Origin of the sequence: Nonomuraea sp. NPDC052265, assembly GCF_044547985.1 — a bacterium.
Taxonomy (GTDB): domain Bacteria; phylum Actinomycetota; class Actinomycetes; order Streptosporangiales; family Streptosporangiaceae; genus Nonomuraea.
Genome location: NZ_JBIUBJ010000002.1, coordinates 761,934 through 788,205 on the forward strand (window position 1 = coordinate 761,934; position 26,272 = coordinate 788,205).

General features: G+C 72.3%; 26 protein-coding genes. 12 read left to right on the forward strand and 14 right to left on the reverse strand.

Annotated elements, in window-relative coordinates; all coding sequences use genetic code 11:
* Positions 1 to 35: 35 nt before the first annotated feature.
* The 6 genes from ACIHAD_RS08705 (at position 36) to ACIHAD_RS08730 (ending at position 5,200) form a co-directional block, all read left to right on the forward strand.
* On the forward strand, positions 36 to 743 hold the full coding sequence (locus ACIHAD_RS08705; RefSeq protein ID WP_397353728.1) for a DUF1838 family protein: 708 nt from the start codon (positions 36 to 38) through the stop codon (positions 741 to 743).
* Positions 740 to 1,153 (forward strand): HIT family protein, encoded by a 414-nt coding sequence (locus tag ACIHAD_RS08710; RefSeq protein ID WP_397353729.1) that lies wholly within the window; start codon positions 740 to 742, stop codon positions 1,151 to 1,153. Before ACIHAD_RS08705 ends, ACIHAD_RS08710 begins: the two co-directional genes overlap by 4 nt.
* 52 nt (positions 1,154 to 1,205) lie before the next feature.
* Positions 1,206 to 2,384, forward strand: a complete 1,179-nt coding sequence (locus ACIHAD_RS08715) for a sensor histidine kinase (protein WP_397353730.1) — start codon at positions 1,206 to 1,208, stop codon at positions 2,382 to 2,384.
* A 113-nt stretch (positions 2,385 to 2,497) separates the two neighbouring features.
* Complete coding sequence (locus ACIHAD_RS08720; protein WP_397353731.1) at positions 2,498 to 3,247, forward strand: LytR/AlgR family response regulator transcription factor; 750 nt, start codon at positions 2,498 to 2,500, stop codon at positions 3,245 to 3,247.
* Positions 3,244 to 3,693 carry a hypothetical protein gene (locus ACIHAD_RS08725; protein WP_397353732.1) on the forward strand — a complete coding sequence of 150 codons (450 nt, stop codon included), beginning with the start codon at positions 3,244 to 3,246 and terminating at the stop codon, positions 3,691 to 3,693. Before ACIHAD_RS08720 ends, ACIHAD_RS08725 begins: the two co-directional genes overlap by 4 nt.
* Before the next feature lie 46 nt (positions 3,694 to 3,739).
* Entirely contained in the window at positions 3,740 to 5,200 is a 1,461-nt protein-coding gene (locus ACIHAD_RS08730; protein ID WP_397353881.1) for a cation acetate symporter, read from the forward strand.
* Between the two features lie 131 nt (positions 5,201 to 5,331).
* Here ACIHAD_RS08730 and ACIHAD_RS08735 read toward each other — a convergent pair whose 3' ends face one another.
* Together ACIHAD_RS08735 and ACIHAD_RS08740 are read right to left on the reverse strand one after the other, a co-directional pair.
* Positions 5,332 to 6,756, reverse strand: coding sequence for a hypothetical protein (locus ACIHAD_RS08735; protein ID WP_397353733.1), 1,425 nt, complete (start codon positions 6,754 to 6,756; stop codon positions 5,332 to 5,334).
* A 73-nt stretch (positions 6,757 to 6,829) separates the two neighbouring features.
* Entirely contained in the window at positions 6,830 to 7,822 is a 993-nt protein-coding gene (locus tag ACIHAD_RS08740) for a LacI family DNA-binding transcriptional regulator (RefSeq protein ID WP_397353734.1), read from the reverse strand.
* A 10-nt stretch (positions 7,823 to 7,832) separates the two neighbouring features.
* On the opposite strand from ACIHAD_RS08740, the gene ACIHAD_RS08745 reads away from it, so the two are divergent.
* The 4 genes from ACIHAD_RS08745 to ACIHAD_RS08760 all read left to right on the forward strand — a co-directional run bounded on the left by ACIHAD_RS08745 (position 7,833) and on the right by ACIHAD_RS08760 (position 11,622).
* Entirely contained in the window at positions 7,833 to 9,011 is a 1,179-nt protein-coding gene (locus ACIHAD_RS08745; protein WP_397353735.1) for a trans-sulfuration enzyme family protein, read from the forward strand.
* Between the two features lie 165 nt (positions 9,012 to 9,176).
* The gene (locus ACIHAD_RS08750; protein WP_397353736.1) at positions 9,177 to 9,506 is read left to right on the forward strand and encodes a DUF485 domain-containing protein; all 330 of its coding nucleotides are present in this window, start codon (positions 9,177 to 9,179) and stop codon (positions 9,504 to 9,506) included.
* Between the two features lie 17 nt (positions 9,507 to 9,523).
* Positions 9,524 to 11,143, forward strand: coding sequence for a cation acetate symporter (locus tag ACIHAD_RS08755; protein ID WP_397353882.1), 1,620 nt, complete (start codon positions 9,524 to 9,526; stop codon positions 11,141 to 11,143).
* A gap of 341 nt (positions 11,144 to 11,484) precedes the next feature.
* Positions 11,485 to 11,622, forward strand: coding sequence for a hypothetical protein (locus ACIHAD_RS08760; protein WP_397353737.1), 138 nt, complete (start codon positions 11,485 to 11,487; stop codon positions 11,620 to 11,622).
* A gap of 8 nt (positions 11,623 to 11,630) precedes the next feature.
* Here the strand turns inward: ACIHAD_RS08760 and ACIHAD_RS08765 are convergent, their stop codons facing one another.
* The 8 genes from ACIHAD_RS08765 to ACIHAD_RS08800 all read right to left on the reverse strand — a co-directional run bounded on the left by ACIHAD_RS08765 (position 11,631) and on the right by ACIHAD_RS08800 (position 19,846).
* The gene (locus ACIHAD_RS08765; RefSeq protein ID WP_397353738.1) at positions 11,631 to 12,230 is read right to left on the reverse strand and encodes a hypothetical protein; all 600 of its coding nucleotides are present in this window, start codon (positions 12,228 to 12,230) and stop codon (positions 11,631 to 11,633) included.
* 74 nt (positions 12,231 to 12,304) lie between these two features.
* On the reverse strand, positions 12,305 to 12,892 hold the full coding sequence (locus tag ACIHAD_RS08770) for an ATP/GTP-binding protein (RefSeq protein ID WP_357996784.1): 588 nt from the start codon (positions 12,890 to 12,892) through the stop codon (positions 12,305 to 12,307).
* Positions 12,873 to 13,250 (reverse strand): DUF742 domain-containing protein, encoded by a 378-nt coding sequence (locus ACIHAD_RS08775; protein WP_397353739.1) that lies wholly within the window; start codon positions 13,248 to 13,250, stop codon positions 12,873 to 12,875. The genes ACIHAD_RS08770 and ACIHAD_RS08775 overlap by 20 nt, the downstream gene beginning before the upstream one ends.
* A complete protein-coding gene (locus ACIHAD_RS08780) occupies positions 13,247 to 13,669 on the reverse strand; it encodes a roadblock/LC7 domain-containing protein (protein WP_397353740.1) in 423 nt (140 codons plus the stop codon). Before ACIHAD_RS08780 ends, ACIHAD_RS08775 begins: the two co-directional genes overlap by 4 nt.
* Positions 13,670 to 13,703: 34 nt before the next feature.
* Complete coding sequence (locus ACIHAD_RS08785) at positions 13,704 to 16,049, reverse strand: nitrate- and nitrite sensing domain-containing protein (RefSeq protein ID WP_397353741.1); 2,346 nt, start codon at positions 16,047 to 16,049, stop codon at positions 13,704 to 13,706.
* A 139-nt stretch (positions 16,050 to 16,188) separates the two neighbouring features.
* The gene (locus ACIHAD_RS08790) at positions 16,189 to 17,700 is read right to left on the reverse strand and encodes a prenyltransferase/squalene oxidase repeat-containing protein (RefSeq protein ID WP_397353742.1); all 1,512 of its coding nucleotides are present in this window, start codon (positions 17,698 to 17,700) and stop codon (positions 16,189 to 16,191) included.
* Positions 17,697 to 18,524 (reverse strand): hypothetical protein, encoded by an 828-nt coding sequence (locus tag ACIHAD_RS08795; RefSeq protein ID WP_397353743.1) that lies wholly within the window; start codon positions 18,522 to 18,524, stop codon positions 17,697 to 17,699. The genes ACIHAD_RS08790 and ACIHAD_RS08795 overlap by 4 nt, the downstream gene beginning before the upstream one ends.
* Entirely contained in the window at positions 18,521 to 19,846 is a 1,326-nt protein-coding gene (locus ACIHAD_RS08800) for a cytochrome P450 (protein WP_397353744.1), read from the reverse strand. The genes ACIHAD_RS08795 and ACIHAD_RS08800 overlap by 4 nt, the downstream gene beginning before the upstream one ends.
* Before the next feature lie 131 nt (positions 19,847 to 19,977).
* Here ACIHAD_RS08800 and ACIHAD_RS08805 point away from each other — a divergent pair, with 131 nt between their 5' ends.
* The gene (locus tag ACIHAD_RS08805; RefSeq protein WP_397353745.1) at positions 19,978 to 21,000 is read left to right on the forward strand and encodes a polyprenyl synthetase family protein; all 1,023 of its coding nucleotides are present in this window, start codon (positions 19,978 to 19,980) and stop codon (positions 20,998 to 21,000) included.
* A gap of 40 nt (positions 21,001 to 21,040) precedes the next feature.
* On the opposite strand, the gene ACIHAD_RS08810 is transcribed toward ACIHAD_RS08805, so the two are convergent.
* The 3 genes from ACIHAD_RS08810 to ACIHAD_RS08820 form a co-directional block, all read right to left on the reverse strand.
* Positions 21,041 to 21,970 (reverse strand): aldo/keto reductase, encoded by a 930-nt coding sequence (locus ACIHAD_RS08810; protein WP_397353746.1) that lies wholly within the window; start codon positions 21,968 to 21,970, stop codon positions 21,041 to 21,043.
* Between the two features lie 78 nt (positions 21,971 to 22,048).
* The gene (locus tag ACIHAD_RS08815; RefSeq protein ID WP_397353747.1) at positions 22,049 to 23,554 is read right to left on the reverse strand and encodes an MFS transporter; all 1,506 of its coding nucleotides are present in this window, start codon (positions 23,552 to 23,554) and stop codon (positions 22,049 to 22,051) included.
* On the reverse strand, positions 23,554 to 24,126 hold the full coding sequence (locus ACIHAD_RS08820) for a TetR/AcrR family transcriptional regulator (RefSeq protein ID WP_397353748.1): 573 nt from the start codon (positions 24,124 to 24,126) through the stop codon (positions 23,554 to 23,556). The genes ACIHAD_RS08815 and ACIHAD_RS08820 overlap by 1 nt, the downstream gene beginning before the upstream one ends.
* 122 nt (positions 24,127 to 24,248) lie before the next feature.
* Between ACIHAD_RS08820 and ACIHAD_RS08825 the strand changes: the two genes are divergently transcribed.
* Positions 24,249 to 24,794 carry a TetR/AcrR family transcriptional regulator gene (locus ACIHAD_RS08825; RefSeq protein WP_397353749.1) on the forward strand — a complete coding sequence of 182 codons (546 nt, stop codon included), beginning with the start codon at positions 24,249 to 24,251 and terminating at the stop codon, positions 24,792 to 24,794.
* Here the strand turns inward: ACIHAD_RS08825 and ACIHAD_RS08830 are convergent.
* Positions 24,732 to 26,213 (reverse strand): wax ester/triacylglycerol synthase family O-acyltransferase, encoded by a 1,482-nt coding sequence (locus ACIHAD_RS08830; RefSeq protein ID WP_397353751.1) that lies wholly within the window; start codon positions 26,211 to 26,213, stop codon positions 24,732 to 24,734. The two genes, ACIHAD_RS08825 and ACIHAD_RS08830, sit on opposite strands and share 63 nt — an antisense overlap.
* Positions 26,214 to 26,272 lie beyond the last annotated feature (59 nt).

Genomic DNA, 26,272 nt, shown 5'->3' on the forward strand with positions numbered 1-26,272 from the left:
CATGCTGTCTCTAAGCAAGGGGTAAGCTCCGGATCATGGACTTCATCCGGGTGCGTGCCTCGGCCGACGGCGCCGAGACGATCTCGTATTGGACCGGCGACGTCTACGGCTGGCAGGACGACGGCGGCCCCCACCACCTGTTCGGCTTCGAGGGGCTGAACGTGGCGCGGGCGCGTCCGGCGGACGGCGGCTGGGAGCTGCTGACCAGGGAGGCGGCGCTCTACCTCGACCCGAGGACCAGGGAACCGCTCGACGTGTGGGACAACCCGCTCACCGGGCGGTCCGTCGAGGTGCTGCACGTCTTCAACGACCCGGTCAACCAGCGGCTCGGGGCGTATCCGGTGCCGGTGACGCGGTTGGGGGAGCAGGTGGTGTTCAACGCTGATATCCGCCTTTCCTACCCTTCGCCGCTGCCTGTCGCGAAATATCCGGAGAACTCGGCGCGGGACACGTACCGGGCGCTGGAGCTGTTCCAGTTCTTCGCCGCGGCCGCCGACGTCGAGTCCGGGATGCCCGACGTCCCGGCGGTCTTCTCCTGGTGCCGGGTCTCGCCCTGGCTGCCCTGGATGGCCATGGGACAACGGCCGGGCGGGCTGGTCTACCACTGCAGGGGCGCCAAGGTCGCCGACGTGCCCCAGCGGCTGCGCGACCGCGTCGGCGAGCACTTCCTGCACGCCCCCACCGAGTGGACGGCGCCCAACATGACGAGCTGGACGGCCTTCGCCGATAAGGTCGGCCGGTGAGCACCGACCTGTTCTGCGAGATCATCGCGGGCGAGCGTCCCGCGTACGTGGTGAGCGCCGACGAGGTGGCCGTCTCCTTCCTCGACACCCGGCCGGTCTTCAAGGGACACGTGCTCGTCGTGCCCCGCGTCCACGTCGAGACGCTGGCCGACCTCGCCGACGTCGGGCCGTTCTTCGCGCGGGTCCAGGCCATGTCCAGAGCCGTGGAGGAGGGGCTGGAGGCGGCCGGCACGTTCGTGGCCATCAACAACCGGATCAGCCAGAGCGTGCCGCACCTCCACGTGCACGTCGTGCCGCGCAACCGCAAGGACGGCCTGCGCGGCTTCTTCTGGCCGCGCACCACGTACGAGTCCGCGCAGGAGGCCGAGTCGTACGCGGCGGCCGTCGCCAAGGCGCTGGCGGCGGAGTAGGGGAGGGCGGCGGGGGGAGGGCCGCGGGCGGGGGGCGCTAGGCTCGGGCCGCGTGGAGTACCTGGTCGGCGTCGCCGTCGTGGCCGTGCTCGTGGGCGTGCCCGCGATCGTGCTCTGGCGGGTCATGCGGGGCCGCCGCGAGCTGGGCACGAGCCCGGCCGAGCGGGCCACGTTCGAGACCCTGCACACCGCCTCCATGGCCGGCCCGCCGCTGCGGGCCGGGCTGACCGCCGAGGGCGCCGAGCGCGCCTCCCGCCACCTGCGCGCGCTGCTCGGCTCGGCCGCGCTCGCGATCACCGACCGCGAGCGCCTGCTCGTCTACGACGGCGCCGGCGACCATCACGCCGCCCAGGCGTTCGAGCACGCCGCCGCGACCCTGGCCGACGGCCGCACCCAGGTGCTCACCATCGACTGCGAGCTGCTCGAATGCCCGATCCGGCACGCGGTCGTCGTCCCGCTCACCACCGACGACCGGCTCGTCGGCGCGCTGGCCGCCTACGGGCAGAACGCCTCGGCCGGCCTGGTCAGGGCCGCGCAGGAGGTGGCCGGCTGGGTGAACTCCCAGCTTGAGCTGGCCGAGCTCGACCGTTCGCGCACGCTGCTCATGGAGGCCGAGGTCCGGGCCCTGCGCGCGCAGATCTCGCCGCACTTCATCTACAACTCGCTCACCACGATCGCCTCCTTCGTCCGTACGGACCCCGAACGCGCCCGCGAGCTGCTGCTGGAGTTCGCCGACTTCACCCGCTACTCCTTCCGGCGGCACGGCGAGTTCACCACGCTGGCCGAGGAACTGCACTCGATCGAGCGCTACCTCACCCTTGAGCACGCCAGGTTCGGCGACCAGTTGCAGGTCACCCTGCGCATCGCGCCCGAGGTGCTGCCGGTGGCGGTGCCGTTCCTGTGCCTGCAACCGCTCGTCGAGAACGCCGTACGGCACGGCCTGGAGAGCCGCAACGGCGTCGGCCGCATCACGATCATCGCCGAGGACGCCGGCGCCGAGTGCCGCATCAGCGTCGAGGACGACGGGCTCGGCATGGAACCCGACCGGCTGCGCCGCATCCTGGCCGGCGAGATCGCCCCCACCGGCGGCGTGGGCCTGGCCAACGTCGACGAACGGCTGCGCCAGGTCTACGGCGACGAGTACGGCCTGGTCGTCGAGACCGGTCCGGGCGCGGGCACGAAGGTCAACGTGCGCCTGCCCAAGTACCACCCCGGCGTCTCGGCCCGCTGACCTGCCGACACCCGACCCCACCCCTGCCCCACCTGTGACCCTGCCGTGACGGCCTTGACGTTTGGTACCGGTTTCATCACTGTCTAAGGCATTCGAGGTGTGAGGAGTCACGTGTGACCGGGCTGCGCGTCCTGGCGGTGGACGACGAGCTACCCGCGCTGGAGGACCTGTCCTACCTGCTCCGCGCCGACGCCCGCATCGGCGAGGTGATGACGGCGCGCGACGGGGCGGCCGCGCTGCGCCTGCTGGACCGGGGCATCGCCGAGGGCCGCCCGATCGACGCCGTCTTCCTCGACATCCGCATGCGCGGGCTGGACGGCGTCGTGCTCGGACGGCTGCTGTCGCAGTTCGCCAACCCGCCGCGGGTCGTGTTCGTCACCGCGTACGAGGAGCACGCCGTGGACGCCTTCGAGATCAAGGCCGAGGACTACCTGCTCAAACCCGTACGTCCCGAACGGCTCGCCGAGGCCATCAGGCGCGTGGCGGTCTCGGCCGACGTGCCCGCCGAGACCGACGAGACCGACACGATCCCCGTCGAGCTGGGCGGCGTGACCAGGTTCGTCTCCAGCGCCGACGTGCTCTACGTGGAGGCCCACGGCGACTACGCCCGGCTGCACACCGCGACCGGCAGCCACCTCGTCCGCATCCCGCTCGCCACGCTGGAGGAACGCTGGGCGCCGGCCGGGTTCGTCCGGGTGCACCGCAGCCATCTGGTCGCCGTCAGGCACATCGAGGAACTGCACATCGACTCGGGCCGGTGCAGCGTCCGGGTCGGCGACACCGAGCTCCCGGTGAGCCGGCGGCACACCCGCGAGCTGCGCGACCTGCTGGTCCGCCGGGCCAGGAAGGGCAGGCCGGAATGACCTCCGATCCCCGTCCGGGGCGCCCCGCGGGATCGCCGCGTACCGACGCCGCCCGCCGCATGGACGCCTTCCGCCGCTCCGAGACGCCGCGCCGGGTCAGCGTCACCAGCCCGCGCACCGCCGCCGCCCGCCGCCCCCGCTACCCGGCCACCAGGGAGATCGACGAGCAGACCCGCCTCGGCGAGGTCTACATGCGCTCCCTGCTGCGCACCCAGTTCCGGCTCGCCCTGTTCGTCTGCACCGTGCTGGCCTGCGTGGTCGGCGGCCTGCCGCTGCTGTTCCTGCTCATCCCCGAGCTGCGCGAGGTGGACGTCCTCGGCGTCCCCCTGCCGTGGGCGGTGCTGGCCGGGCTGATCTACCCCGCCTTCGTCATCGGCGCCTGGCTGTACGTCCGCCAGGCCGAGCGCAACGAACGCCACTTCGCCGAGCTGGTGGAACGCCGGTGACCGGCGCGAAGGGCCCCTCGTGAGCCTCGCCGCCGTGGTCGTCGTGATGGCGGCGGCCGTGCTCATCGGCGCGTACGGCATCAGGTTCTCCCGCACCACCTCCGACTTCTACGTCGCCTCCAGGACCGTCAGCCCCCTGTGGAACGCCTCGGCCATCGGCGGCGAGTACTTGTCGGCGGCCTCCTTCCTCGGCGTCGCCGGGCTGATCCTGTCCTACGGCGTGGACATGCTGTGGTTGCCCGTCGGGTGGACCGGCGGCTACCTGGTGCTCCTGGTGCTGGTGTCGGCGCCGCTGCGGCGCTCGGGGGCGTACACGCTGCCCGACTTCGCCGAGGCCAGGCTGGAGTCGATGACCGTACGCAGGACCGCCAGCGTGCTCGTCGTCCTGATCGGGTGGTTGTACCTGATGCCGCAGTTCCAGAGCGCCGGGCTGGTGCTGCGCACGATCACCGGCGCGCCGGTGTGGGCCGGCGGGCTGCTGGTCGCCGGCGTGGTGGCGGTGAACGTGCTGTCCGGCGGCATGCGGTCGATCACGTTCGTGCAGGCGTTCCAGTACTGGCTCAAGCTGACCGCCCTGGCCGTGCCGCTGGTGTTCCTGCTGCTGGCCTGGAAGGGCGACGGCGCGCCCGCCCTCAGCGTCCAGGACGCCGCCACCTGGCAGATGCCGCTGGCCGGGGCCAAGGAGTACGGGCTCTACTCGACGTACTCGCTGATCCTGGCCACCTTCCTCGGCACGATGGGCCTGCCGCACGTGCTCGTGCGCTTCTACACCAACCCCGACGGCCGGGCCGCCCGCCGTACGACGCTGGTCGTGCTGACCCTGCTCGGCGCGTTCTACCTGCTGCCCGCCCTGTACGGCTGGCTCGGCCGCCTCTACGCCCCCGACCTCGTGCGTACCGACGCGGTCGTGCTCACGCTGCCCAGCCGCATGATCGGCGGCACGCTCGGCGACCTGCTCACCGCCCTCGTGACGGCCGGGGCGTTCGCGGCCTTCCTGTCCACCTCGTCCGGGCTGACCGTGTCCGTCGCCGGGGTGATCGCGCAGGACCTGCTGAAGGGCGGGGTGCGCTCGTTCCGCATCGCCACGCTCATGGCGGTCGCGGTGCCCCTGGCGCTGGCGCTGTGGGCACGGGCGCTGCCGGTCGCGGACGTGGTCGGGCTGGCGTTCGCGGTGGCCGCCTCGTCGTTCTGCCCCCTGCTGGTGCTGGGCATCTGGTGGCGGCGGCTCACCACGACCGGGGCGCTGGCGGGGCTGTTCGTGGGGGGCGGGCTGGCGTGCGCGGCCGTGCTCGCCACGATCACCGGGGGGCCGTACGAGGGGCTGCCGGGGGCGCTGCTGGCCCAGCCGGCGGCCTGGACGGTGCCGATCGCGTTCACGGTGATGGTGTCGGTGTCGTTCCTGACCCCGCACCGCGTACCGCCGGGGGTGGCCCGCACGATGGTCCGCCTCCACACCCCGGAAAACCTGGACCTGGACCGCGGCGACTGGCACCCCCGCTCCCCCTGACCTCCCTCACCCACACGGGCCCCTCCGTCCTCCCCGGAGGCGCGAAGGCTTGTGGAGGCTGCGGACAGGGGGCGCTCAGGCGTTGCGGGGCTCGCTCGACGTCGCGCGATCTCCGCCGAGCACCTCCCGGCTCAGGACCAGCCCGCGGCGACGCCTCCCAGCCGCTCCGACGCCACCCCGTTTCCGCTCGCCCCCTCATTCTCCGCCACGGCCCCGCCGCCCCCTCCGGCTCCGGCCCCGCCGCCCCCTCCGGCTCCGGCCCCGGCCCCACCTCCGGCTCCGGCTCCGGCCCTGGTTCGAGATTCGGTTGTGCGGTCGCGTCTGGTTTGGGGCTCGCGAGTGCCTCGCGCGTGCCGAGAGCCCTGGTCGTGGGGCTGGTCGCTCTGTGGTGGTGCGTCCAGGCCGGGGCGGTACAGGGCCGGCTCGCGTGGGGCCGTGGCTCCGCCGGACCAGGGCTGATTCGCCTGCTCGGGCGTGGCGTCCGGGTGGGCGGGCCCCTGTGGCGCGGTGTCGGGTGAGGCCGGGGTTCGGCCGGGGCGGGGCTGGGCCGTCCCCCGCGGCGTGTGGTCGCGCTGGGGTGAGGGATGTGGTGGCGGGCCCGGTTGGGCCGGTATCCGGTGGGCGAGGCTCGGGTGGGGCGGCGCTGGCGGTGGAGGGTCCAGGCCCGGACGGGGGCCGACGTTGGTGTGCGGGGTCTTGGAGCGGCCGGGGCCCGGGTCTCGGTCGGGGGCTTGGGGCGGGCTGGAGCGGCGGTCCGTAGGCGACGGCATGGCGCCCTGGTCGGAGCTGGGGGGCTCCGGGGTGGTTCCTTCGTCGGGGGCGAAGTACGGTCTCGTGGGGGGCGTCGGGCGGGATGCGCCGCTGTGCCGGGTGGCCTGTTCGGTCATGGGTCTGGCGTTCGTGCCCGCGTGGGTCTCGACGTCGAGCACCTCGCGGCCCGGGACGGTGTGCACGGCCTCCTCGGCCGGGATCGCGTGGTGGGTGGTCCGTGCGGTGGCTGCTCCCAGGTCGCCCGCGTGCTTCCTGCCGGGTCGCCAGGAGGGGGCACCGCCTCTCGGCCAGTCCCTCCGCACCCTGTCCTCTCGATCGCCCTCTCGTGCCGAGCCCTCGCCCGCCCCGCCTCCAAGCGCCGCCGAGGTGCGCGTCCCCGACATGGGCGTCCCCGACGCGGGCGTCCCGGATGTGGGCGTTTCCGACGTGGTGGGGAGGGCGTGGCGGGGGGTGCGGGGTGGGGGAGGGAGGTGGTCCAGGAGGTGGGGGGCGGCGTGCAGGAGGCGGTCGATGAGGTGGGCCACGTCGTCCAGGCGCACCCGGAGTGTGGCTCGCGCCTCGGTGCCGCCGAGCCGGGCGTGCAGGTCCTGGCCCTCCTCGTCGAACTCCTCCACCCGTACCTCGGAGATCTCCAGGCAGACGTCGGGAGCGCCCGCCCCGGTCGAGGTGTCGCGTGCCCGCGGCAGCCGTCCGTCGGGGCTCGGGCAGGCGGACGCCGGGGATTCGGAGCCGAGCGCCTGCTCCTCGGGCGTACGGTCATCGCGGTGCGGGCTGCTCTCGGCCATGACCTGCGATTACCCCTCGCGTATCCCCTCAGGCTCCGACATGGGGGGACTTGGGGGAGGTTTGACCAGAAGGTCAGGGAGGCGGGAGCTCCCCGGACCCCCGGGCGACCAGCTCGACGGGCACCCTGATCCGGCGCGGCTCGCGTACGGGATCCAGCAGCAGCTCCACCGCGCCGCGCGCCAGGCGGCCGATGTCGTAACGCACCACCGTCACCCCGGGGCTGAACAGGTCCGCCAGCGCGAAGTCGTCGAACCCCACGTACGCCGGCCGCTCGGGACGCCCCCGCAACGCCTGAAGGACGCCGATCGCCGCCCGGTTGTTCGTCGCGAAGAACGCCGTCGGCGGGTCGGGCAGGTCGAGCAGCCGTCCCACCTCGTGCGACACCCGCCCAGGATCGAACACCCCCCGCACCACCAGCGTCTCGTCGGCCGCCACCCCCGCCGCGCGCAGCGCCGTCCGGTAGCCGAGTGCCCGGTCGTGCACCGAGCTCAGCCCGTCGTCGTCGGAGATCAGCGCGATGCGGCGGTGCCCGTGGGCGAGCAGGTGCGCGGTCGCGGTCCGGCCGCCGCGCTCGTCGTCCAGCATGACCACGTCGGCCCGGTCGAGCCCGCGCGGGACGCGGTCGACGAAGACCGTGCGCGGGCGGCCGTGCTCGGCCAGCCACGCGTGGTCGGCCGGCGACGGCACGACGATCAGCGCGTCCACGCCCCGCGCGTGCATCGACTCGATCAGCATGCGTTCCTTGTCCGGCCGCTCCTCGTACGAACCGAACACCACCAGCGCCTCCTGCTCGGCCGCCGCGGCCTCCACGGCGGCGGCGAGGCGGGCGTAGAACTCGTTGGAGATGTTCTCCATCACCAGGCCGAGCGTCAGCATGGTCGCCCCGCGGGCCAGCCGGGCGGCGGCCTCGTTGCGTCGGAAGCCGAGCGCGCTGATCGAGTCGTGCACCCGCTGCTGCAGCGACGCCCGGACGTGCGGCTCCTGGTTGACCACGCGGGACACGGTCTTGAGGCTGACGCCCGCGTGCCGGGCGACGTCCGCCATGGTGGGCTTACGGTTTGTCATACTCTGCCCCATGGAGGATGAATGGATCTGCGGCCGGCTGGGCGAGGACGAGCCGTGGACGCTGGGCGCGGTGAACCCGCCGGTGTTCGAGAACTCGTTGTTCACCTTCGCGACGGCGACCGAGCTCGGAGCCGCGATCCGCGACGAGGACGAGCGATACGTCTACGGGCGCGGCACCAACCCGACGGTCGACGTGGCCCAGCGCAAGCTGGCCGCGCTGGAACGCGGTGAGCGGGCCAAGTGCTTCGGCTCGGGGATGGGCGCCATCGCGGCGACGATCTCCTCGCTCGTGTCCGCCGGTGACCACGTGCTGGTGCTCGGCGCGGTGTACGGGCCGACCACGCAGTTCCTGCGTTACCTGGAGAAGTTCGGCGTCACGCATACGCACGTCGACGACCTCGCGGGATGTGACAGCGCTATCAGGGCCAGTACGCGCCTACTCTACTTCGAGTCGCCCTCCTACATGGCGTACGCGATCGTGGACATCGCCGAGGTGACCGCCTGGGCGCGCGGGCGCGGGCTCGTCACCGTCATGGACAACACGTGGTCCACGCCCCTGTTCCAGAAGCCGCTGACGCTCGGCGTGGACCTGGTCGTGCACTCGCTGTCGAAGTACGTCGGCGGGCACAGCGACCTGGTCGGGGGCGTGGTCGTCGGGCCGTCCCGGCTGATCCGGCCGCTGGCGCTGACGGAGTACCAGCTCTACGGCGCGGCGATGTCGCCGCACGACGCGGCCAAGGTGATCAAGGGTCTGCGCACGCTGCCCGTCCGGATGGCCGCCCACCAGGAGCGGGGGCTCGCGGTGGCGGCGTTCCTGGAGAGGCATCCGGCCGTACGGGCGGTGAACCATCCGGGGTTGCCGTCCCATCCCGGCCACGCGACCGCGTTGCGCCAGATGTCCGGCTTCTCCAGCCTGTTCAGCATCGAACTCGCCACGGACGATCGCCAACAGGTCGCACTTTTTCTGGATAAATTGCGAAATTTCAGGATTGGTGTCTCCTGGGGTGGCTTCGAGAGCCTGGTCAACGCGCCCGCCCTCACCATCGAGGAGAGCGTACGGGCCACCATGGGCATCCCCGTCGGCCTGGCCCGCCTGTCGATCGGCCTGGAGCCCGCCGCGACCCTGATCCAGGACCTCGACCAGGCCCTGGACGCCCTCCCCGGCACCGCGGACCAGATATCGGGGTGAACGGAATACCCGACCGCTCATCGCGCCGAACAGACCTTTCACCGCAGGCCATCCCCAACTGATCGCGGTACGCGAGCGGCTCGCCGAACAGCGCCCCCACGGCTCTCCACGACGGGTAGGTTGCGCTCTTACGTTGGGCGTGATCCGCATCACAGTGGAGGTCTCGTGACGACCAGAGAACATGACGCGTCTGTCTATGAACAGGTACAGGAGAGCAGTGAGTTCCAGGAGCTGAAACGGCGTTTCCGCCGCTGGACCTTCCCCATGACGGTGGCCTTCCTGGTGTGGTACCTGCTGTACGTGGTGCTGTCCGGCTGGGCCCGCGGCTTCATGGGCATCAAGTTGCTCGGCGACATCAACGTCGGGCTGGTCTTCGGGTTGCTGCAGTTCGTCTCGACGTTCCTCATCGCGTGGGCCTACGCGCGGCACGCCGAGAAGAAGCTCGACCCGATCGCCGACAAGCTCCGTCACGAGGTCGAGGAGAAGACGCAGTGAGCTCTACGACGCTGGGCATGATCCTCTTCCTCACCTTCGTCGCCGGAACCCTGGCCATCACGTTCTGGGCCAGCCGCCAGACCAAGACGGCCGCCGACTACTACGCGGGCGGCCGGTCCTTCAGCGGCGTCCAGAACGGCCTGGCGATCGGCGGCGACTACATGTCGGCCGCCTCCTTCCTCGGCATCGCCGGCATCATCGCCGTCTCCGGCTACGACGGCTTCCTCTACTCCATCGGCTTCCTGGTCGCCTGGCTGGTGGCGCTGCTGCTGGTGGCCGAGCTGATGCGGAACTCCGGCAAGTTCACCATGGCCGACGTGCTGGCGTTCCGGATGAGCCCGCGCCCGGTGCGCACGGCGGCGGGCGTGTCCACGATCGTGGTCAGCATCTTCTACCTGCTGGCCCAGATGGTCGGCGCGGGCGCGCTGGTCGGCCTGCTGCTCGGCATCACCAGCGAGGCCGGCAAGGTCTGGACGATCATCGGCGTCGGCGCCCTGATGATCGTCTACGTGGTGTTCGGCGGCATGAAGGGCACGACCTGGGTCCAGATCGTCAAGGCCGTGCTGCTGATGACCGGCGCCGCGCTGGTGACGCTGATGGTGCTGGGCAAGTACGGCTTCAACCTCTCGTCCCTGCTCGGCCAGGCCGCCGCCACCAGCGGCCCGAAGGCCAACCCGGGCAACTTCCTCATCCCGGGCCTGAAGTACGGCACCGACGCCCAGGGCCTCGCCGGCAAGATCGACCTGATCAGCCTCGGCCTCGCGCTGGTGCTCGGCACGGCCGGCCTGCCGCACATCCTCATCCGCTTCTACACCGTCCCGACCGCCAAGGACGCCCGCAAGTCGGTCCTGTGGGGCATCGGCATCATCGGCGTGTTCTACCTGCTGACCCTGGTGCTCGGCTTCGGCGCGGCGGCCATCGTCGGCAAGACCGACATCCTCAAGGCCGACAAGGCGGCCAACACCGCCGCCCCGCTGCTCGCCGAGCGCATCGGCGCCCTGGTGTTCGGCGACGTCGGCGGCACGATCCTGCTCGCGCTCATCGGCGCCGTCGCCTTCGCCACGATCCTGGCCGTCGTCGCGGGCCTGACCCTGGCCTCCTCCTCCAGCTTCGCCCACGACCTGTACGCGCACGTCTTCAAGCGCGGCGGCGCCAGCGAGCGGCAGGAGGTCGTCGTGGCCCGCGTCTCGGCCCTGGTCATCGGCGCCATCGCGATCGGCCTCGGCATCCTGGCCCAGGGCCAGAACGTGGCGTTCCTGGTCGCCCTGGCCTTCGCCATCGCGGCCTCGGGCAACCTGCCGGCGATCCTCTACAGCCTGTTCTGGAAGAGGTTCAACACGGCCGGCGCGGTCGCGGCCATCTACGGCGGCCTCGGCTCGGCGCTGATCCTGGTGATCTTCTCGCCGGTGGTCTCGGCCCCGCCGCCGCCTCCGGGCGGCGCGGTGACCGCGCTGATCCACGGCGTGGACTTCCACTGGTTCCCGCTGAGCAACCCGGGCATCGTCTCCATCCCGCTCGGCTTCCTGTTCGGCTGGCTGGGGACGATCCTCAGCAAGGAGTACAACGCCGCCAAGTACGCCGAGATCGAGGTGCGCTCGCTGACCGGCGTGGGCGCCGAGAAGGCCACCGAGCACTGACCCGCCCCCCGCGTGAACGGGGCCCGGCCCTCACCGGCCGGGCCCCGTTCACGTGGGTACGGCGGGACCCCGCTGGGCCCGCCGGAGAGCTGGCCGCAGAGCCTGAGCGGCCCGGTCGGCATCTGCCTGTCCTCTCGCTTCCCGATGATCATCTTCTGGGGTCCCAAGCTGGCGCAGCTCTACAACGACGCCTACGTCCCGATCCTCGGCGGCCCCAGGGTGGGCACCCACCTGCGTGCCCTGCGGCGGCGCGACGAGGCGGCCCGCCACATCCGGACCCTGGCCGAGCTGGGCGAACGCCTGCACGCCAGCCTCGTCCCGGACGAGATCGCCGGGGTGCTGTGCGAGCACCTGGTGCCCGAGTACGCGGCCGGTTGCGCCGTCCGGCTCGTCCCGGACGACGCGGACGCCCCCGGCGGCCCGCCGCCGAGCACGGCGCCCGCGACGACGTCGCCCTGCTCGCCCTGCAGATCCCCTGACCCCGGTCTCAGCCCCGCCGGTCGTCCACCTCGACGGCCAGGTGGGGCCACGCCAGGTCGCCGGCGGTCAGCGGGCCGAGCGGCGGCAGGCCCTCTCGCGGGAGGAAGCGGACGACGGTCCCGGTCGTGCCGTCGGCGGGGAGGGGGTCGAGGCCGGTCACCGGCACGCCGTGCTCGTAGCGACGGCTCCAGGAGCCGTCGAGGCGGCGGTTGGTGTGGACCAGCCACGCGCTGAGCGCCGCGACGACGGACATGCCCCGGCGCGGGTGGCCGTCGGGAAGCGTCCGGGCCTCGGGGTGGTCGAAGAAGCGCAGGTCCTTCGTCGCCATGACCGGCTTCTGCACCGGACGTCCGTGCTCGTCGAGGCGGGTGTCGGTGCCCCGGCCGTCGTCGGAGACCTCGACGGAGCCGTCCGGGTGCAGGACGACGGCGCAGCGCCCGCCGCCGCGGGACTCCGCCTCGTCGGCCGCGTACGCGAGGACCTCCAGGACCAGGTGCCGGACGCCGCCGGGGGCGAACACCCCGGGACGGCCGCGGACGTGGGCCAGGTGCTCGACGTCGACCGTGCCCGTCCAGTCGTGCGTCGTGTTGCGCCAGGAAGCTCTCATGGGCCCATCGTCCCAGGCCCGGCCGGTGGACCTCCTGACGGCGCCCGGCGGGTGGCCCCGCCGGGCGCGCAGGCTCAGCTTCCGACCGGCTCCGCGCGCAGCCGGGCCGAGTGCTTGACCAGGGTGATCAGCACCTCCCGGCTGGAGTCCCGCTTCCGCGCGTCGCACATCACGATCGGGATCGACGGGTTGAGCTGCAGCGCCAGCCGCACCTCGTCCAGCTCGAACGTCGGCGACCCCTCGAAGCAGTTGACCGCCACCACGAACGGCGTCCCGCGCCGCTCGAAGTAGTCGACCGAGGGGAAGCAGTCGGCCAGGCGGCGGGTGTCGGCCAGGATGACGGCCCCGAGGGAGCCCTCCGCCAGCTCGTCCCACACGAACCAGAAGCGTTCCTGCCCGGGGGTGCCGAACAGGTACAGGACGTAATCGGTGCCCAGGGTGATGCGCCCGAAGTCCATGGCCACCGTGGTGGTGCGCTTGGCCTCCACGGAGGTCAGGTCGTCGACGCCCACGCTGCGGTCGGTCAGGACCTCCTCGGTGCGCAACGGCCTGGTCTCGGACACGGCTCCGACCATCGTCGTCTTGCCTGCGCCGAATCCGCCGGCGACGAGGATCTTGATCGCCGTCGGGAGGCGCGGGCGCTCAGAGCGAGCGAAGACCATCGAGCACCGCCCTGTACATCTTCATGTCATGCATGTCCACCTCGGATTGCGGTTCCTGGGCAGAGACGAGTTCGCGGTCGAACAGGTCGCCTAGCAGCACGCGGATCGTGCCGGCCGGGAGGTTCAGGTGCGCGGCTATCTCGGCGACGGACTTGGGTTCGCGGCAGAGCTGGAGGATGCGCAGGTGTTCGGGGTCCAGCCCGGCGTCGGGGCCCGGCGGCGGACCCACCGCCAGCGCCATGGAGATGAGGTCGAACTTGCCGTGCGCGGGCTGGGTCCGCCCGCGCGTGACGACGTAGGGCCGGATGATCTCCGGATCTATCCAGTGTTCGTCCGTGGAGTCCTCCGTGGTGCTCACCGGTCGCTGCTCCTGGCCGCGGCCTCGGCGTTGCGCGCGCCGGAGGTGAGGTACTGGCCGACCCGCGCCACCAGCATGGCCATCTCGTACGCCACCAGCCCGATGTCGGCGTTCTGGGCGCAGAGCACGGCCAGGCAGGCGCGCTCGCCGGCGGTGGTCACGATCAGGAACTGCGACTTCCACTCCACGACCGTCTGCCGCACCGGACCGGCGGAGATGTGCTCCGCCACGCCCTTGGCCAGGCTCTGCAGGCCGGACGCGACGGCCGACAGGTGCTCGCCGTCGGTGCGTTGCAGACCGGCGGACGAGGCCATGAGCAGGCCGTCGGAGGACAGCACGATGGCGTGCTCGGCCTCCTTGATCCGGCCGATCAGGTCGTCGAGCAGCCAGTTGAGGTCGGTGCCCGCGGTGGGCGTCATGTCGGGCCTCCCGTCGGGAGCCGGGCCGCGGCGGTCATGCCTCGCCCCCCGGCTGCTCTTCCATCAGCCTGGCCGCCTCGGTGCGGCCAAGACGGGTGCCTGACTGCAGGGATCCCATCATGGCGCGGATCTCCTCGGGCGAGCGCTCGTCATCGTCCTCCTCGAAGTCGGGCTGCGTCGGCGTGTCGTCACGCAGCGCTGGCGCCAGGTTGGCCTGGGGGACTCGGAAGGGCAGGCCGGACGGCGTGAACTCGGCCACAGGCTGCTGCTCCGGTTCCGCGGGCGGTTCTGGTTCAGGTGAAGGCGAGGGTGCTGGTGCTGGTGCTGGTGCTGGGAAGGGATCCGCCACTGCATGGATCTGGGAGGGGAAGTGGGCGGGGCGCGGCGGGGTCAGGGTGCGGACGTTCTCGGCGGGCCGCGCGACCGTCGCCAGCGTGGTCCCGGTGCTCGTACGGCGCGGCAGGCTCGGCCGGCCGTCGCCCTCCGGGTGCCGCGGGGCCGGGTCGAGCTCGACGAGCTCCTGCGGCAGCAGCACCACGACCGTGGTCCCCCCGTACGGGGAGGCCTTCAGCACGACCTGGATGTCGTGCCGCCGGGCGAGCTGGCTGACCACGTAGAGCCCCAGCCGGGCGGTGCCGGAGATGCGGAACTCGGGCGGGTCGGCGATGCGCTCGTTGGCGGAGTCGAGGTCCTCGGGCTTCATGCCGAGCCCCCGGTCCTCGATCTCGATGACGTACCCGTTGGCCACGAGCTGCCCGCTGACCTGCACGTTCGTGTACGGCGGCGAGAACGACACGGCGTTCTCGATCAGCTCGGCCAGCAGGTGGATGACGTCACCGACGGCCCGGCCGACGAGCACGACCTCGCCCATCGGCATGAGCGTGACCCGGGTGTAGTCCTCGACCTCGGCCAGCGCGCCGCGCACCACGTCCACCATGGGGACGGCCCGCCGCCACGTACGGGCGGGCGACGAACCGGACAGCACGATCAGGTTCTCGGCGTTGCGCCGCATCCGGATGGCCAGGTGGTCGAGGCGGAAGAGTTCCTTCAGCTCCTCCGGGTCGGTCTCCCGGCGCTCCATCACGTCCAGGACGGTGAGCTGCCGGTGCACCAGGCCCTGGGTGCGGCGGGCCAGGCTGAGCAGGATGTCGCGGATGCTGCGGCGCAGCTCCGCCTGCTCGGCCGCGACGGTGATGGCCGTGTGCTGCATGGTGTTGAACGCCTGGCCCACCTGGCCGATCTCGTCGTCGCCGAACTCCAGCGCGGGCGCCTCCTTGGCGACGTCCACCTGCTGGCCGTGGCCGATGCGCTCGACGATGCCGGGCAGGCGCTCGTCGGACAGCTCGTGCGCGGCGTCGCGCAGCTTCTTGAGCTGGGCGAGCAACTGCCTGGTCGTGGTGATGGACAGCACGATCGAGGCGATGACGGCGATCAGGCCGAGACCACCGGCCAGGAGCAGCCGCACGATGACGCCGATGGCGACGGGGATGATCCGGTCGAGCAGGCGGTCGCCGCCCGCCAGGGTCGTGGTCTGCATGCCGGCGAGCGTCCCGTCGGCCGCCACGCGCCAGCTCTCGCCGCTCATCGGAAGCGGGCCCATGCCCGGCTCGTGCTGGACGAGCTGCGCCTCCATGGCCTGCAACCGCACGACGGACTCGCTCTTGAGCCACGCGTCGAACGCGGTCCTGTCCTCGTCGGGCAGCCTGTTCAGCGCCTCGTTCAGCGTGTAGTGGAAGATTCCCGACGTCTTGACGAACTCGGCGTGCTCGCTCTCGGTGAACGTGCCCTTGGCGAAGACGCCGGACAAAAGCGCGTCCTCACGGGCCAGGAACTCCCGCGAGCGGGACATGTCCGACAGCGTACGGCCGATCTTGGCGATCTCCTTGTCGTCGAAGGCGGCCACGGAGTCGTACATGCGGTACATCGCGTCGATGGCGTTGTTGTACTGCCGCGTCGCCTGGGACAGGTCCGCCTTGCCGGTGTCGATCGCCTTCCGTGCCACCACGAGCTTGTCCAGCTCGACGTTGACCTCGGCGATACGTTCGAGCAGCGGCTCGTCGGAGGCGAGATCGACCACGTTGCCCTCGGCCGTGGAGGTGAACTCCGCGCGCAGGGAGTCGGTCTTGGCCCGCTGGTCGCGCATGCCCCTGTCGACGCCCCGCGAGCTCGCGCCGAGGTGGGCGACGGTCAGCCGGCGCTCGCGCTGGAGCTCGACCAGCAGCGGCTCGCTCGGCTCGACGATCCTGCTGTCGACGGTCGCCGCCCAGAGCAGGTTGACGCCCTCTCTCAGCGTGACCCACGCCGCGAACGCCCACAACAAGGTGAGCGACACGATTAGCGCCGTGACTTTGGCCCGGACACTGGCATTACGGAAGCGCATGAAGCCCTCCGGAAGAAAAAACCGCTCGGTCAGCAGGCCATGTCAAGACGAAGAAAGGGGTACGCCAGGAATCCGACACTCGGGTCACCCTAGCAACGCCTGAATACTGCCTCAACACGCTAGAGCACCATAAGGAGTGCTATGTCCTATTTTCGCACCTGGAATTTCCTTCGGTGTGACATATTGTGACATGCTGAGCGGCGATGACCGCAGCCCGCACGATGGCTGTCGGCGAGTAAAGCTCCTTGTCATGCCACAGTGGTGGATAGTCAGATAAATTGGCCGACCGAATCAGGTACTCATAACCGCGTCGCGCGGCCCGTTCGCATCGTTCGTCCGGCTCGGGACCGGACAGCAGGAGAGCCTGCATCCCGTACGCCGTCTCCTCCGGCCGGCCCGCCCACCGGCCCCACGATCCGTCGGCCCGCTGGGTCGACAGGATCCACTCCCGGGCCCGGCGCACGGCCTCGGCGTACCGGGGGCCGCCGAACTCGCCCAGCGCCAGCACACAGCTCAGCGTGGCGTAGTACGGCGAGGCGTGCCACCTGTCGCTCCAGCTCCCGTCCGGCCCCTGCCGCTCGGCCAGCCAGCGTGCCACCCGCTCGATCCGCGCCCGGTACGCCTGCGCCGCCGCGGGCCTGGCCCGCGCGTACTGGCCCAGCGCGTCGAGCACGTGAGCGTTGACGCTGACGGAGGAGCCGTCCTCGCCCTGCCAGGTGCAGAAGTGCGCGCCGGTGTCGAACGCCGCCAGCGACGAGGGCTCGTACGGCACCCCGAGCAGGGCCAGGGCGTAGAGCGCGACGCTGGTGGTGTCCGCGTCGGCGGGCAGGCCGGCTCCCGCGGGGGTGCCCTCGGGCCCGATGGCGGCCCTCAGGTCGGCGGCCATCTCAGGCGGCACGTCCACCGGCACGCCCGCCCTGAGCAGCCAGCTCAGCACCCAGGCCCGTTCGAAGACGGTGATCGGCAGGCCCACGGGCACCGGGCCGCCGTACCGGAGGGCGAGGGCCTCCAGGTGCTGCCTGGCCGGCCCCGCGCCCTCCGCCTCGGGCCGGGCGGACAGCCAGGCGGCCGTGGCGGCCGGCGAGGCGCCGACGGTGCCGATGGGCGTGGGCCGCACCGCGCCCGTCGCGCCCACGACCTCCAGCACGTGCTGGACCTTCTGCGGCGGCTCGCCGCCCGACTCCAGCAGCCGTCTGATCCGGCCGAGCCGCGTGGTGTCCATGCCGGGCGGCAGGGGCAGGGGCGGCCCGTCCACGTGCTCGTTCACGAGCCGGACGAGGGCCGGGACGATCAGCTCGATGGCCGGCGTGTCCGGCAGGCCCGACGCCTCGGCCAGCATCGGGCGCAACGCCTCCAGCCCCGCCTTGACCGCCGGGAGCAGCGCGCCGGGGTCGCCCTCGCCGCGCGCGACCGCGGTGAGCAGGGCCTCCGTGGCGCTCAGCGTGGGGACCAGCGCGTAGCCGTCGGGAGGGCCCCATGCGCCGTCGCCGCGCTGCCCGGCCAGCAGGTACGCCACCCGCTCGCGGTGCCCGGCCAGATCGGGGGCGAGCGTGACCAGGCGCCCGGTCTCGTAGACCGACGGCGACACCTGGCCCCACGGCTGCGCCATCAGCTCGCCCACCAGGAGGCCGGCCTGTTCGGAGAGGTTCACGTCGTCGCCCAGAAGTCGGACAGGCCGTAGAAGCCGGCGCTGTAGTCGAGCTGCCATGTCAGGTACGCGGCCGGGCGCGGATGGCCGTCGCGCAGGGGGTCGATCAGCGCGTGCGCCTCGCGGGCCAGCGCGGCCATCCGCCCGGTCACCTCGTCGCGGGTCATGCCGAGGGTGAAGGCGTTGAGGTCGCCGTACGCCTTCTCCCGGTGGTGCGTGGCCAGGTCGTTGAGCAGGCGCAGGTACCGCTGCACCGCCTCTCCGGCCGGGCGCAGGAGCTCCAGGGAGGCGGGCGCGCCCACCTGGCCGGTCGCGATCCAGTGCGAGACGGCCACGAAGTACGCGCCGCAACTGCCGGCGTTCGCCAGGTACTCCTCGACGGCGGGCGGCCGGTCGGCGCGGCTCCACTCCCATTCGCGGGCCATGGCCGTGAGCATGCGGCCGAGCTGGTCGCGCCAGGCGGCCCCGAGCTCCGGCGTGGTGCCCAGCGTCGCCCGCAGGTCGGCGGCGAAGGCCCCGGCCGGGGCGGCGGGGGCCTGCGACAGGCAGTCGGCGATCAGCGCGGCGACCTCCTCGCGCGTACCGGCCTCGTGGTCGATCAGCCGGTCGGCGGCGAACACCAGCAGCGAGGCCCGGTTGATCGCCCGCAGTTCCCCGGCCGTCGCCCAGGGCGAGCCGAACGCGCTCGCGAGCCCGAGCGAGGTGTAGAGCCCGGCGTCGAACGCGGCGGCCGGGAACAGGTCGCCGAAGCGCGCGGCGTGCCGGGCCAGCTCCCGGCCGCCGGACACGGCCAGCGCGCAGGCGCGGCCGGTGTCGAAGGCGTTCACCGCCGTGCCTCCAGCGTCATGGTCAGGCCGCGCGGCGGGCGCAGCGAGGCGGCCAGGCGCGGGACGGGCGGCCGGTCGAGGTGCACGTGGGGGCGGTACCTGCGCAGGATGCCGGCGATGAGTAGCGGCGCCTCCATCGCGAACAGGTGTTGTCCCAGGCACACGTGCGGCCCGGCGGCGAAGGGCCAGTAGGCGTAGCGGTGGCGCGGCGCGGCGCCGTCCGGCGCGAAGCGTTCGGGGTCGAACGTGGTGGGGCGGTCCCAGAATTCGGCCAGCCGGTGCGTCAGGTACGGGCTGAGGATCACCGTGGAACCCGCCTCGACGGTGACCCCGCCGATCACGTCGGTCTCGATCGCTGTGCGGGGCAGGATCCAGCCCGATGGGTAGAGCCGCATCAGCTCGCTGACGAACATCTTCAGGTACGGCATGCGCGGCAGGTGGTCGATGCCGACGGGGTCGTCCCCGACCACGCGGTCCACCTCGTCGTACACCTTGGCGGCGATCTCCGGGTGGGCCTGGAGCACCGGCCAGACCCAGGACAGCGCGGTGGTCGAGGTCTCGGTCGAGGCGCCGTGCATGGCGACGAGGTCGTCCCGGATCCGGCGGTCCCCGTCGGCGCCGCCGTCCTGCGTCCGGGCTCTGACCAGGCGCGAGACGACGTCGTCGCCTTCCTGCTCCTGCCCGCGGGCCTCGGCGATCCGGGGATAGACGACCTCGTCGATGGCCTTGATCGCCCGCCTGAACGCCCGGTCGCCCGGCATCGGGACCTGCTCCGGCACGAACGGCAGCACCACGCGCAGCGCCTTGGCGGTGACGGCGACGTCGTAGGCGGGCACCAGCCGGTTGATGTCCTCCACCGAGATCTTCGCCCCGAAGAACAGTCGCACGATCACCGGGTGCACGATGGCCGACATGCCCTTGGCCACGTCGAACGGCTGCCCGGGGACGATGGTCGTGTCGATCAGCTCGTCCATGATCCGCGCCATGTTCTCGGCCATGGCGTTGACGTGCCGGGCGGTGAACAGCGGCTGGAGGATGCGGCGGCTCTCGGCCCAGTTCTCACCGTCGGACAGGATCCCGTCGCCGAGCAGCGGCGCCAGCGGATCCCAGAACATGCCCTCGCGCAGGTAGTTGGCCTGGTTGGCGGTGAGCACCCGCTCGACGTGGTCGGGGTGGGTGACGAGGTAGGGGCGGAAGGGGCCCATGTTCAGGCGTACGACCCGGCCGCCGGCCTCGGCGCCCGCCGCTTCGAGCGCGTGGACCGGAACCCGGTGTCTGGTGAGCCTGGTGAGGAAAGGGATAGTCCTGGTGGCAGTGGCCATGTCCGCCACGAGTGTGTCTCCCTTGCGCCCGTCTTACATAACGGACATTTGATGACGAATGTAAAACCTAGGCTGGAGTATCACATGATCGTGCATGTAGATTCAAGATCGAAGATTGGCAGGAGTACCACGTGAACCTCAGCCGCCCCGGCGCCTGGCTGTCGGACGCCGACATGATCGCCCGCTGTCGTCGCCTGGTGGAGCCCGCCATGCGCGCCGCGGTCGCGGGTCTGCATCCCTGGGGAGCCGCCATGGTCTCCTACAGTCTGGGCTGGTCGGACGCCACCGGACGGCCGCATGAGGGGGCCGGCGGCAAGAGCGTGCGCCCGGCCCTCGCCATCCTCAGCGCCGAGGCCGTCGGCGGCACCGCCGAACAGGCGCTGCCGGGAGCCGTCGCGATCGAGCTCGTGCACGCCTTCTCGCTCGTGCACGACGACATCATCGACCAGGACGAGCTGCGCAGGCACCGGGACGCCCTGTGGAAGGCGTACGGGGTGGGGCCCGCCCTGCTGGCCGGGGACGCGCTGCTGGCCCTGGCCGTGGCCCGGCTCGCCGACCGTCCGGAGGCGATGGGCTACCTGTCGCGAGCCCTCGTCGAGCTGGTTCAGGGCCAGACGGCCGACATGGCGTTCGAGAGCCGTCCCTGGAGCGGGCCCGGCGAGGTGAGCGTGGCCGAGTACACCGAGATGGCGGCGGGCAAGACCGGGGCGCTGCTGGGGGCGGCCGCCGCGGCGGGGGTCGCGCTGGGGGGCCGGCCCGAGCTGTCCGAGCGCATGTGGGTCATGGGGGTGGAGCTCGGCGTGGCTTTCCAGATCGCCGACGACGTGCTGGGGATCTGGGGGGATCCGCAGGTCACCGGCAAGCCCGTGCACAGTGACCTGCGGTTGCGCAAGAAGACCGTCCCGATCCTGGCCGCGCTGGGCTCGGGTGAGCCCGCCGCCGGCCGTCTGGCCGACGCGCTCGCCGCCGGCAAGACCGACGACGCGGCCCTGACCCTGACCGCCTGCCTGATCGAGGAGGCGGGCGGCCGGGACGTCGCGGACCGGCTGGCCGCGCGGCACCTGAGGGCGGCGCTGGACGTGCTGGACGAATGCCTGCCGGCCGCCGCCCAGCTCAAGGACCTCTGCCTCTCCCTGGCAGGCCGCGCGCACTGACCTGCCGGCCCGGGGCTGTCTGCCACCCTGGCCGGTGGCGTCAGGGGCGGGAGGCCTCGTCGAGGAGGGCCAGCTCCTCCTCGCCCAGCTCCAGCGCCGCCGCCGCCAGCAGCGGCTTCAGCTGGCGCGGGTCGCGCGCGCTGGCGATCGGCGCGGTGACCGTGGGCTGCGCGGCCAGCCAGGCCAGCGCCACCGAGGCGGGCTCCGCGCCGCGCTCGGCCGCCACCTTCAGCAGCCCTTCGAGCGCCCTGCGCCCGTGCTCGCTGTCCAGGTACTCGGCCGCCTTCCCGGCCCGCGGGCTGTCGACCGTGACGCCCGGCTGGTACTTGCCGGTCAGGAACCCGCGGGCCAGCCCGAAGTACGGCGTGCTCGACAGCCCGGCCGCCGCCACCACGTCCCGCAGCTCACCCTCGTACCCCCGCTCGACCAGGTTGTACGGCTGCTGCAGCGCCACGTACGCGGCCAGCCCCTCGTCCCGGGAGATCCGCAGGGCCTCGGCCAGCCGCTCCGGCCCGTAGTTGGACGCGCCGATCTGGCGCACCTTGCCCTCCCTGACCAGCGCGTCGAAGGCGGCCAGCGACTCCACCAGCGGCGTGTCGTGGTCGTCCACGTGCGCCCAGTACAGGTCGATGTAGTCGGTGCGCAGGCGGCGCAGCGAGTCCTCGACGGCCGTCCGGATCGTGGCCGGGGCCAGCCCTTCGAGCCCGGTCAGCATGCCGACCTTGGTGGAGACGACCACGGAGTCGCGGTTGCCGCGGTCGGCCATCCACTCGCCGATGATCAGCTCGGACGTGGACTCGCCGGTCACCCAGTGGGGGTAGACGTCGGCCGTGTCGATGAAGTTGCCCCCGCCCTCGACATAGGCGTCGAGTACCGCGAACGAGGTCTCCTTGTCCGCGGTCCAGCCGAAGACGTTGGTGCCGAGCGATATCGGGAAAACGGACAGGTCCGTCGTGCCTATTGATCTCATGCGGCCATTATCCGTGCCCCCCGCGAAGAGGCACGGACGGCGCCCCGGTCACGTCCGTGCCTGGTCGGAGACCTGCGGTCAGTGCTCCACGGAGGCCAGGTCGAGGGCGCGCGGGGTGAGCAGCCAGACCACCAGCGCGCCGATCAGCATCAGCGCCGCCCCCGCCCCCGAGGTCAGCGCCAGCGAGTCGGTGAAGGCCGCCCTGGCCGTCTCCACCAGCCGCGCCCCCTGCGCCCCGAGCTCGCCGGCCACGTCGAGCGCGCCGCCCAGCGACTCGCGCGCCGCGCCCACGGCAGGGCCCGCGTAGTCCAGCTCGTTCCGGTAGACCACGGCGGCCACGCTGCCCAGCACGGCCACGCCGAGCGCCGCGCCCACCTCGTAGCTGGTCTCCTCGATGGCCGCCGCGCTGCCCGACTTCTCCGGCGGCGAACCGGCCATGATCACCGCCGAGGCGATGGCCAGCGCGCCGTTGCCCGCGCCGATCAGCGCCAGCGCGACGGCGACCGGCCAGTAGCCCAGCGGATGCGGCGCCAGGCACAGCAGCAGGAACCCCAGCCCCGTCACCACGAGCCCACCCGTCAGCACCACGCGGGCGCCGACGCGCTCGGCCAGGATCGGCGCGAGCGGCGAGGCGATCAGCGCGGCCAGCGCGGCGGGCAGCAGCCGCACGCCCGTCTCCAGCGGCGCGTACCCCTGGACGAGCTGCATCCACTGCGCGAGCAGCAGCAGCACGGCGGCCATCGCGATCGACGTGGTCAGCGCCGTCACCACGCCCGCCGAGAACGGCGCGCTGCGGAACAGCCTGATCTCCAGCAGCGGATCGGGTCTGCGCATGCACCGCACCACGAACCAGCCCAGCGCGCCCGCCGCGACCGCGGTGGCGGCCAGCGCGGCGGGCGAGGTCAGGCCGTCCTTGCCGAACGTCTTGACCGCGTACAGCAGCGAGGCCATGCCCGCCATCGACAGGACGGTCCCCAGCGCGTCCCACCGGCCCGGCCGGGGGTTGCGCGTCTCCGGCAGCAGGAGCAGCCCGGCGACCACGGCCACCGCCATGACGGGCACGTTCACCAGGAACGCCGACTGCCAGGCGAAGTGCTCCAGCAGGAACCCGCCCAGGATCGGGCCGAGCGCCGCGCCCATCGCCGCCATCGCCGACCAGACGCCGAGCGCCCTGGCCCGCTCGCCCGGATCGGTGAACAGGTTCCGGATCATCGACAACGTGGACGGCATGATCATCGCACCGCCCACGCCGAGCAGCGCCCGTACGGCGATCACCTCGACGGCCGAGTCGGCCAGCAGCACCGCCGTCGAGGCCAGCCCGAACACGGCGAACCCGGTCAGCAGCATGCGCTTGCGCCCCCACCGGTCGCCCAGCGCGCTCGCCGTGACCAGCAGGCCGGACAGCACCAGCGAGTACGCGTCCACCATCCACAGCAGCTCGACCGAGGTCGGCCGCAGGTCCTCGGTGATCGCGGGCAGGGCGACGTTGAGCACGGTCATGTCCATGACCACGAGCAGCACGCTGGCCGACAACACGGCCAGGCCCGCCCACCGCCTGCGCGCCGGGACGCCGGTGGCCGTCATCACGACCACCCCCCGGCGCCCGTCCCGGCCAGGAACGTCTCACGCAGCAGCCTGGGCACGTCCCTGCGGGCGACGTCGCCGCGCCGCAGGCTCTCCCGGACGGCCACGAGCAGGCCGTAGACCGTGTTGCTGATCCAGCGGGCGGGCAGGTCCGCGCGCAGCAGGCCGGCCCGCTGGGCGGCGGCGAAGAGCGCGATCTCGTGCTCCTCCAGCTCCTCCGCGCGGCGCAGCAGCTCCGGGTGCACGGCCATCGCGTAGTCGGTGAGGCCGAAGCCGTACTCGTCGGCCACGTCGATCCACCCCTCCAGCAGGGCGTCCAGGGCCTGCCGGACCTGGCGCGGGTCGCCGGAGGCGGCGGCGGCCCCGACGTCGGCGCGCACCTGGAGGTCGTGCCACCGGTCGTGCGCGCGGTGGCCGAGCGCCGTCATCAGCTCCTCGCGGCTGCTGAACTGCCGGTGCAGCGTGGCCCTGCTGATCCCCACCGCCTCGGCGAGCTGGGCCATCGAGGCGGCCGGATGTTCGTTGAGGTGCTGGATCGCCGCGGTCATGATCTGCTCCCGGCTCACCACCATGAGACATCTCCGTCAGATATGAGACATTTCCGTCTCATATGCTACATGACGGACCAAGGGCAGCAGGCTCTCGCCCCCGGCGGGATGGCGATGAAGTCGCAGGTGGCGCTATGGTGCGAGCTGTGTCGATCGGTGACGCGCGCACGCGCATCCTGGACGCGGCCGAGGAACTGTTCGCGGGCAGCGGCTACGAGGCCACTCCGACCGCGGTGATCGCCAGGCTCGCGAGAGTGCCCAAAGGGCTGATCTTCCATTACTTCCCGCGAAAGATCGACGTACTCGTCGCCCTGGTCGACGAGCGCACCCTGGTCGAGGAGGGCCGCGAGGTCGACGCCGTGCCCGGCGACCCGGCCGGCACGCTCGCCCGGCTGGCGCGCGGGCTGCCGCTGCGGGCCTCACCGGCGATGCGGCGCATCCTGTTCCGCGAGGCCGACACGCACGGCTCGGTCAAGGAGCGGCTCGGCCGGCTCAACGGCGAGCTGATCAGCAGGGCCAGGTTCGCGCTGGAGCTGGCGCTGCCCGGCACGCGGGGCGACGCGGCGCGGCTGGAGGTGGCCGCGGCGACGTTCGCCGCCGTGCTGCTCTACCAGGAGAACCTCTGCCAGCTAACCGGTCACCAGATCGACCCCGACGCCGTCGCCGATCTCATCGCCCACGCACTCGGCTAGCAGCTCGTCGAGGGCGTCGCGCAGGTGGCCGAGCAGGCCCCACACGTCGTCCACCCGCTCGGGGCAGGCCACGATGCCGAAGTCGAGCATGCCGTCGTAGGAGAAGCAGGTGATGTTCACGCCGCCGGACAGGTCGGTCAGCACCGACAGCGGGTAGTAGGCCAGCACCCGCCCGCCGCACATGTAGAGCGGGAACTGCGGGCCCGGCACGTTGCTGATGATCAGGTTGATCGGCGGGAACGCCGTCCCGGCCAGCCGGAAGATCGCCGGGGTGGCCAGGCTGGTGACCGGCGCGGGCAGCAGCGAGCACAGCTCGCCGAGCCAGCTCGTCGGCGCGAGCGCGAAGCGCCGCTTGGCCCTGCTCATGGTCTCGCCGACCGTCCGCAGTCGTTCCCCGGCATCGGGGACGTTCGTCGGCATCGGCGCCACCATGGCCGAGATCTGGTTCCCGACCACGTCCTTGGCCCCGCCCGTACGCACCGCCACCGGCACGGCCACCACCAGCGGCTCCCGCGGCAGCGCGCCCCGCTCGTCCAGCCACGACCGCAGCGCCGAGGCGCACAACGCCATCACCACGTCGTTGACGCTGATGCCGTTGGCCTTGGCGACCTTCTTGACCTCCTTCAGCGGCACCGACCCGAACGACAGCTCCCGCCGCGCGCTGATCGGCCCGTTGAACGGCGTGCGCGGCGCGGTCAGCCCCGGCAGCTCGGGCCGCTGCTTCTGGTCGCCGGTCACCAGCCGGGCGGCCCTGGCGATCGCCTTCGCGCCGGGCAACGCGCCGGCCAGCGGGATCGCGTCGAGGTCGCCCGCGGCCCTGACCGCCGAGCGGGCGGCCCGCACCGGATGGGTGACCGACCGCACGGCGGCGCCGGCCAGCATCTCCACCAGGCCCGGCGCGTCCTGCCGCGGCGGCGCGGGACGCGGCCCGCGCTCCCGCGCCCCCTCCGGGGTCAGGTCCAGCAGGGTCGCCAGGGTCTCCGCGCCCGACACGCCGTCGATGGCCGCGTGGTGCACCTTCGTGTAGATCGCGACCCGGCCGCCCGCCAGCCCCTTGATCAGGTGCATCTCCCACAGCGGACGCGACCGGTCGAGCCTGCGCTCGTGGATCGCGGCCACCGCTCCGGCCAGCGCGGCGTCGTCGCCGGGCGCGGGCAGCGTCGTCTCGAACAGGTGGTTGCGCAGGTCGAAGGCCGGATCGGCGCACCAATAGGGACGGTCGAGCCCGAACGGCACCTCGACCAGGCGCAGGCTGAGCGCGGGGGAGAGGTGGACGCGGTCCAGCAGCAGCTCGGCCAGCGCCTCCCGGTCCACCGCGCCGCCGGCCGGGTCGAGGACCGCCAGCCCGGCGACGTGCGCCGCGGTGGTCTCGGACTCGACATGGAGGAACTGGGCGTCCAACGGGGTCAGCTGGCGCATCTGCTCTCCCTTCTACGTCGTGTGCGAAAGCCTCGCACGGTGTCATTTCCGTAACGTTT

What these genes read in the sequence shown, in the direction of transcription:
- ACIHAD_RS08705 (WP_397353728.1), top strand. Translation starts at nt 36, where the DNA reads ATGGACTTCATCCGGGTGCGTGCCTCGGCCGACGGCGCCGAGACGATC.
- ACIHAD_RS08725 (WP_397353732.1), top strand. Translation starts at nt 3,244, where the DNA reads ATGACCTCCGATCCCCGTCCGGGGCGCCCCGCGGGATCGCCGCGTACC.
- ACIHAD_RS08730 (WP_397353881.1), top strand. Translation starts at nt 3,740, where the DNA reads ATGGCGGCGGCCGTGCTCATCGGCGCGTACGGCATCAGGTTCTCCCGC.
- ACIHAD_RS08735 (WP_397353733.1), bottom strand. Translation starts at nt 6,756, where the DNA reads ATGGCCGAGAGCAGCCCGCACCGCGATGACCGTACGCCCGAGGAGCAG.
- ACIHAD_RS08740 (WP_397353734.1), bottom strand. Translation starts at nt 7,822, where the DNA reads ATGACAAACCGTAAGCCCACCATGGCGGACGTCGCCCGGCACGCGGGC.
- ACIHAD_RS08745 (WP_397353735.1), top strand. Translation starts at nt 7,833, where the DNA reads ATGGAGGATGAATGGATCTGCGGCCGGCTGGGCGAGGACGAGCCGTGG.
- ACIHAD_RS08755 (WP_397353882.1), top strand. Translation starts at nt 9,524, where the DNA reads ATGATCCTCTTCCTCACCTTCGTCGCCGGAACCCTGGCCATCACGTTC.
- ACIHAD_RS08765 (WP_397353738.1), bottom strand. Translation starts at nt 12,230, where the DNA reads ATGAGAGCTTCCTGGCGCAACACGACGCACGACTGGACGGGCACGGTC.
- ACIHAD_RS08770 (WP_357996784.1), bottom strand. Translation starts at nt 12,892, where the DNA reads ATGGTCTTCGCTCGCTCTGAGCGCCCGCGCCTCCCGACGGCGATCAAG.
- ACIHAD_RS08780 (WP_397353740.1), bottom strand. Translation starts at nt 13,669, where the DNA reads ATGACGCCCACCGCGGGCACCGACCTCAACTGGCTGCTCGACGACCTG.
- ACIHAD_RS08785 (WP_397353741.1), bottom strand. Translation starts at nt 16,049, where the DNA reads ATGCGCTTCCGTAATGCCAGTGTCCGGGCCAAAGTCACGGCGCTAATC.
- ACIHAD_RS08800 (WP_397353744.1), bottom strand. Translation starts at nt 19,846, where the DNA reads ATGGCCACTGCCACCAGGACTATCCCTTTCCTCACCAGGCTCACCAGA.
- ACIHAD_RS08810 (WP_397353746.1), bottom strand. Translation starts at nt 21,970, where the DNA reads ATGAGATCAATAGGCACGACGGACCTGTCCGTTTTCCCGATATCGCTC.
- ACIHAD_RS08815 (WP_397353747.1), bottom strand. Translation starts at nt 23,554, where the DNA reads ATGACGGCCACCGGCGTCCCGGCGCGCAGGCGGTGGGCGGGCCTGGCC.
- ACIHAD_RS08820 (WP_397353748.1), bottom strand. Translation starts at nt 24,126, where the DNA reads ATGGTGGTGAGCCGGGAGCAGATCATGACCGCGGCGATCCAGCACCTC.
- ACIHAD_RS08830 (WP_397353751.1), bottom strand. Translation starts at nt 26,213, where the DNA reads ATGCGCCAGCTGACCCCGTTGGACGCCCAGTTCCTCCATGTCGAGTCC.